5 protein-coding genes are annotated in these 6318 nt (G+C 58.2%); all 5 read right to left on the reverse strand.

Going from position 1 to position 6318, the window contains the following annotated elements; translation table 11 throughout:
* Positions 1-3 precede the first annotated feature (3 nt).
* A complete protein-coding gene (locus tag FJ145_17135) occupies positions 4-1704 on the reverse strand; it encodes an iron ABC transporter permease (GenBank protein MBM4263141.1) in 1701 nt (566 codons plus the stop codon).
* A gap of 48 nt (positions 1705-1752) precedes the next feature.
* Complete coding sequence (locus FJ145_17140; protein ID MBM4263142.1) at positions 1753-2856, reverse strand: ABC transporter ATP-binding protein; 1104 nt, start codon at positions 2854-2856, stop codon at positions 1753-1755.
* Positions 2857-3134: 278 nt separating this feature from the next.
* Entirely contained in the window at positions 3135-4124 is a 990-nt protein-coding gene (locus tag FJ145_17145) for an ABC transporter substrate-binding protein (protein MBM4263143.1), read from the reverse strand.
* A gap of 76 nt (positions 4125-4200) precedes the next feature.
* Positions 4201-5616: an MFS transporter gene (locus FJ145_17150; GenBank protein ID MBM4263144.1), complete on the reverse strand. Its 1416-nt coding sequence runs from the start codon at positions 5614-5616 to the stop codon at positions 4201-4203.
* A gap of 170 nt (positions 5617-5786) precedes the next feature.
* Positions 5787-6173, reverse strand: a complete 387-nt coding sequence (locus FJ145_17155; GenBank protein MBM4263145.1) for a universal stress protein — start codon at positions 6171-6173, stop codon at positions 5787-5789.
* Positions 6174-6318: the final 145 nt, after the last annotated feature.

Genomic DNA, 6318 nt, shown 5'->3' on the forward strand with positions numbered 1-6318 from the left:
GCTTCACAGACTGAACTTCATTTTGAACGCCAGCTTTGCCACCGATACCGCGACGATCAAGATGATCAAGTAGATCACCCCGCCGGCGGCCGCCTCGGCCCATTGACCGACACGGAAGTACTCGAACAACGTCACCGGACCGTACTCCAAACCCGGCGCGGTCAGCAATATCGCCACGTCGACGTTACGGACGGTCTCGATAAAGATATAGAACAGCGCTCCGCCCACCGATGGCTTGAGGATCGGCAGCGTCACTTTGAAAAACACATGACGCCACTTGGCGCCGTGGACCCAGGCCGCCTCGTCGAGCTCCTTGTGGATGTTGACGATGGAGCCCGAGGCATTGCGAAAGGCGTAGGGAAAGTAAGCGACGAACAAGCCCAGCCCCAGCGCCCACAGACTGTTATAAAGCGGCGTGCCGAGAAAGATGATCACCAACCCCACCGACAGCACCAGGGGCGGAAACGCCAAGGGCAAGGTGCCGATGAACTCGAAGACCTTCGTGCCCACCGCTTTGGTACGGTAGATCGTGAACGCCATGATGATGCCGAAGAACACCGTCACCACGGCGATGACGATCGACAACACCAGCGAATTGTACAGCCCGTTGACGAAGCTGGGGTGCCGCATGACCTTGTAATAGTTGTTCATCACCGCGTTGGCCGGAAACGCCATGAACGTTTCATAATCGTAGTAAGGAATCATCGACACCACGATCAGGACGATGAACGGCAGCAGGATGCTCACCATGAAGTAGAAAAATACCGTGATGAACGTGACGTACCTCCACGGGCCGATATCGATCACCTTGACCCGATAGCCCTTGCCGGTGATGGTCGCGTAGCGCTCCGAGAAGCGAGTCGCGCGCACGTAAAAGTAAAGCGTGACGATCGACATAACGACGAGGACCACGCTATAGGCCGTGGCCAACCCGGTATTGAACTCCAACGCCATCGAGTCATACACCCGGCTAACGAAGACTTTGATGTTGGCCGGAGTACCCTGGAGCACCGGCGTCTCGAAAGAGCGCAGTCCGCGCAAAAAATTCAGCACGAAGGCCGAAAGAAACGCCGGGATCGCCAGCGGGAATGTGATCTTCAGCATGGTATTCACCGGCCTACTGCCGGCGATATAGGCACTCTCTTCGAGCGATGGATCGAAGGAAAGAAACACGGGGAGTAGGAATAGGTATCCCAAAGGCACACAGGCCAGACCGAAGGTCCAGATCATGCCGATCATGCTAAAAGCGTTGAACACAGGGAAATCAATGCCGAAGTACTGATTCAGAATGCCGTTCAAGATGCCCGACTTGGGTGCAAGCAGCAGAATCCAGGCGATGTTATCCATGACCGGCGGCATCAAGATCGGATAGAGCGGCATCAGCTCCACCAACGCTTTGCCCGGCGTATTGGTGCGCGCCACGATCCAGGCCAAGAGCCCGCCGAGTCCGGTGCCCAACAGCGCCGAACCAGCGGCGTAGATCATCGAATTGTTGAGCATCGCCCAAATATCTTTGTCGCCGAACACGCGCAGATAGTTGGCGGTGTTCAGTCCGACGTTGAAGCCGAGATTGCCCGAGGTGAAGCTCCGCCAAAACACGATCACCACGGGCGTGATGATCGCCGCACCGGCAACCACGCTGGCCAAGAGCGGCACCACCGACCCTTGGCGAAAACCGAGCTTAATGGATTTCCAGCTAGCCAACCCTGCTCCTTACAATCCGGATAGAAGTGAAAGTCCTCGGCGCGCGGTTTAGTTGCCGACGATGACGCTGAGTGCCGACTTATCGATGGAAACGTACGTGTTACCGGCTTCGCCGTCGACGTGGATCATCGGGCAAAGCTTGTGCGAGGTTACGACCAGTTCGCGCGAACCGATCTGGACGCGGTGATCGGTGAGCCCGCCGCGGAACTCGCGGCCAATCATCTGCCCTTCGAGGACATTCTCCGTACCCTGGGGAAAGCGCTCATGGCTCAAGTGGATTTCGTTCAGCCGCAGCACCAGCTTGCAGGGATCTCCGGCCGCCGCCTTGGCCCTGAGCGGCGACACCAGCGTCGCGTTGTTGAACTCCGGGATCGCCACCACGCACTGCTGGTCCTCGACCTTGACGATCTTGCCGTCGATCAACGACGCATGGCCGATGAAAGACGCGACAAAGGGATGGGCCGGATGATTGTAGATCTCGTCCGGCGAGGCGTACTGGAGAATCTTGCCGCTTTCCATGACGACGACCGCATCGGAGATGGTAAACGCTTCGTCCTGATCGTGGGTGACGTAGAGCGCGCTGATGCCGACCTTCTTGATCAGCTTGCGCAGCTCGCCGCGCATCTCCTCGCGCAGCTTGGCGTCGAGATTACTCAGCGGTTCGTCGAGCAAGATCAATTGCGGCTCGAGCGCTAGACTGCGCGCCAGCGCCACACGCTGCTGCTGGCCGCCGCTCAACTGCGACGGGTAGCGGTCTTCGCGACCGCCCAGGCCGACCAGATCCAGCGCGCCCAACACCCGTTTTTTGGTTTCCGCTTCCGGGATTTTCCGTAGATTAAGACCAAACGCGACGTTCTTGAACACGGTCATATGCGGCCAGAGCGCATAATTTTGAAAGACGAAGCCGATCTCACGCGAGTAAGGCGGCACGAGAACGCCTTGTTCAATGGAAGTTTGAAGCTTGCCGGCGATGGAGATCGACCCGGCGTCGGGTATCTCCAGACCGGCAATGGAGCGCAAGAGCGTCGTCTTGCCGCAGCCCGAAGGGCCGAGAAATGAGAGAATGCCTTGGTCGAACTCGAAGCTGACGTTGTCGAGCGCTTTGAGGTCCTTGTAGAGTTTGGTAACCCCTTCGACTTTCAATATGGCCATGGGTCGCTTTCGCTTTACCGCAAAGTCTATGCCCCAGACCGAACGCCTTGCTGTTAAGACTTTAGTCGGCCCGGTTGCAGGCAAATAGAATCATTTCAATAGGATAAAGTCCAGGGGTTCTCCGCGGTAACGGATGGCTTTCAGATCAATAACCGATTCGCTGGCAAAAACTTAGGCAGCGACCACCAAGAAACTGAGCACCCGGAGTGTTCCCACCTGGGGGGGTTGGAGTGTGTTATTTATCTTCTTACTGTTGCCTGTCGCCTCGCGCCTGGCACCTATTTCAATTTGTACTTGCGTTCGATCTCGTCGACGTAGCCGCTTTGCACGACTTTTTGCAGAATGCGTTGATCGAGCAGGTCCTCGACATTAAAATTTCTTATCTTCGGATCGCGCAGGGCGATCACGTCCTGGGCGGTTTTCAACCCCTTCGGGGTGACGAACGTGTAGGGCGTCAACTCCTCCAGGAGAAACTTGTAACCGGTCTCCGCCAGCGCGCGGTCCAGCTTGAGATATTTCTGCAAGACCGCCACGCCGCGCTCTTTCTGCGAGCGCATATACGCGCTCGCCTCGATCAGCGCCTTGATCATGCTTTCGACGGTCTGCGGATTTTTCTGGACATAGGATTCGGTGCTCATGAAGGGGCTCGACGGCAAGGCGATTCGAGTGGTCAAGTCGAGCAGCACTTTGACGCCTAGCCCTTGCAGTCGCGACGACTGCAGCTTATCGAGCGGCGCGGCGTCGATGATGCCGCTGGCCAGCGATTGGGCGATCACCGTGCTGTCGCCGATGGCTTGAATGCTGATGTTGTCTTTTTGCGGGTCGAGTCCCATTTCGCGCAGCGATAAAATCGCCAGGCTCCACAAGAGCCCGCTAAAATCCTGCACGCCGACTTTCTTGCCGCGCAGATCGCTCGGCTTGGTGATCGACGGCGCGACCAGAAAATCGTAAGCCGCGCGCTCGGCGAACAGCGAAAGGACGATCTTGAGCTTGGCGCCCTGGGCCGCCGCCGAGAGCATGCTCGTGGCGCTGCCGCGGACAAACTGCACTTCGTTGGCGACCAAGGCTGAGACCTGCAGCGGCGCGCTGCGCACGGCAACGAGATCGACGTCCAGTCCGTGCCTGGCAAACAGCCCCTGCTCTTTGGCCAGCCACACCGGACTGCCGGAAGCGGACACGCCGGAGTATGCGATGCGCACTTGCTCCGCCTGCGCGGGCAAAGCGTAGAGAAGCATCGTCAGAATCAACCAGCATCGTTTTGCCACCATGAGCGCACCTCCTTGGCAGACCTTCTGTAGCAAGGGCTAACTTACTGGAGTTGGCGGCGCGCTGCAAGGAAATTTTTTACTCGGCCTTTTTCATCTGCAGCGAGGTCCACAGCGGCACGATCGTCATGGCAAAGGCGATCACGTAAGTCAGGTTCATGGCGGAGACAAACACCGGCCCATTGGCGGGATCGGGCGCCGCCCCGGACAGGCCGGAATAGTATTGAAACCCCAACGTCAGCAAAATACCGCCCAGCGAGATGCCGAGCATGTGGCCGAAGCCAAACACGGCGTTGAACAGACCGATGGCGGTGCCCCAATGTTCCTTGGGCAGCGAGCTGATGATCGCCGCCTGTGACGGCGTGTTGAAAAACGCCGAGCCGATGCCCAGGAGCGCCAACAAAAACGCCGGCAAAAACCAGTGCGAGTCGGGCCGCAGCGCGATACCGATCAAATAGGAAACCATCGACATCAGCACGCCAGCCACCAGCAACCTCCGCGCACCCAAGCGATCGGTGAGCGTGCCGGTCACCGGCGCCAGCACCATGCTAAACAGCGACGGCGCAAGAAAGATGATGCCGATGAAAGTCGGCGATAGTTTCAAGACATCTTGCAGATAGAAAGGCGCAATGAACGATACGATGCCGTGGGCGATATTGGCGAGCAGCAAGCCAACCGAACCAAAGGCGTAGGTGCGGTTGGAGAACAAGGACAGATTGATCATTGGACTTTCGGTCCTTTTCTCGTGCACCAGAAAACGCCAAACCAAAAAGACAAACACCGCGGCCAACAGGAGCGGCGCGCCGCCCGGCATCGCATGGGCAATCTTCTGATCCATCAGCATGGTGACAACGACGGTCAGCACGATGAACAGCGTGGCGCCCCAATAATCGATGGTTTGCGTGCGGCCATGGGTCGGCGCATCGGACCGACCGGTGGTGAAGCAGAGCGTCATGCCGACGATGCTCGGCACGAATAAACAAAAGAACACGCCGCGCCAGTGAATCCAGTCGATGATCAACCCGCCCAACGGCGGCCCGATGGAGAAGCCCATTTGATGCGACATCGCCATGAGCCCCTGTGCTTTCCCTTCGGAACCCTTGGGCATGGCGCGGAAACCGAGCGTCCGCGCCGAGGACTGAATCATCGCCGCGCCGACTCCTTGCAAGAAGCGAAAGAAAATTAGCTGCAAGACATTCTGCGAGAAGCCGCAGAGGATCGAGCCCGCCGCCATGATACCCATGCCGGCGCCGAATAGTCTATTGTGGCCGTAGATGTCGCCCAGCCTGCCGGTGATAACGCCAAGGCCGATGCCCGCCATCTGATAAACGATCAATGCCCAAGAGATGCCCAGCATGTCGGTGTTCAACGCCACAGCCAGCGTCGGCACCGAGATCATGAAAACCCGCGTGGAGATGCCGGCAACGGTAACGCCGATGATAGAATTAATCAGCGTCAGCCGGCGGCTGCGCTCGGAGATGACTTCGTCGTTCATAGTCAATTCTGTACCGCGGTGGCGAACACGGGGGCGGCGTTTAACCGCCAAAGGCGTTTCGTGGTGAGCAAAAAGACGCGCGCTGAAGTGAATCGCCGGCGATCGATAGAGGCACAGAAACTTTTGCCGGGACAACGTGCCGATCGGTAGTTCAACTTCTCTGGCACGCCTCAGCGCGCCCGGATGATGAGCATCGGACTTCGGCTCTGCTGCACGATCTTTTCGGTCACGCTGCCGAGTACCCAACGGGTCAGGCCGGAGCGGCCGTGGGTGCACAAGGCGATCAGGCAATCGGGAGTTTGCCCCGCCAGCTCGAGGATTTTGTCCGCCGCGTCGCCTTGCAGCGTTGCGGTACGGAGCTTCGCCACGCCGCGGTTACGCAGCTCGGCTGCTTTGGCGGCAAGATAATCATCGGCTTCGCGGCGCGTTGCCGCTACCAGTTGTTCGTAGGTTGGAATAAACGCCGCACCCGCCGGTTCATCGGCGCTCCGGTAATACGCCGTCGCCGGCAGCTCCCATGCACGAGTGAACAACCACCGCCTAAAAGGCGGTGGCATCGGATAACGGACTGAAAGTCCTGGTTCCGGCTAAGAGCCGGCTCAAAGTCTCCGCCCTCAGGGGCGTTTGTAGACGGCCTTAACCGTCTACTTTGAAGTCATCATCTCGATCATGAATCTGATTCGCTATATATTCTGCTATGAC

This window comes from Deltaproteobacteria bacterium (assembly GCA_016874755.1).
Lineage (GTDB): Bacteria > Desulfobacterota > Binatia > UBA9968 > UBA9968 > DP-20.

Bases quoted from the DNA above. Each gene is read 5' to 3' on its own strand.
- FJ145_17140 (MBM4263142.1), bottom strand. From the start codon at position 2,856: ATGGCCATATTGAAAGTCGAAGGGGTTACCAAACTCTACAAGGACCTC.
- FJ145_17145 (MBM4263143.1), bottom strand. From the start codon at position 4,124: ATGGTGGCAAAACGATGCTGGTTGATTCTGACGATGCTTCTCTACGCT.
- FJ145_17150 (MBM4263144.1), bottom strand. From the start codon at position 5,616: ATGAACGACGAAGTCATCTCCGAGCGCAGCCGCCGGCTGACGCTGATT.
- FJ145_17155 (MBM4263145.1), bottom strand. From the start codon at position 6,173: ATGCCACCGCCTTTTAGGCGGTGGTTGTTCACTCGTGCATGGGAGCTG.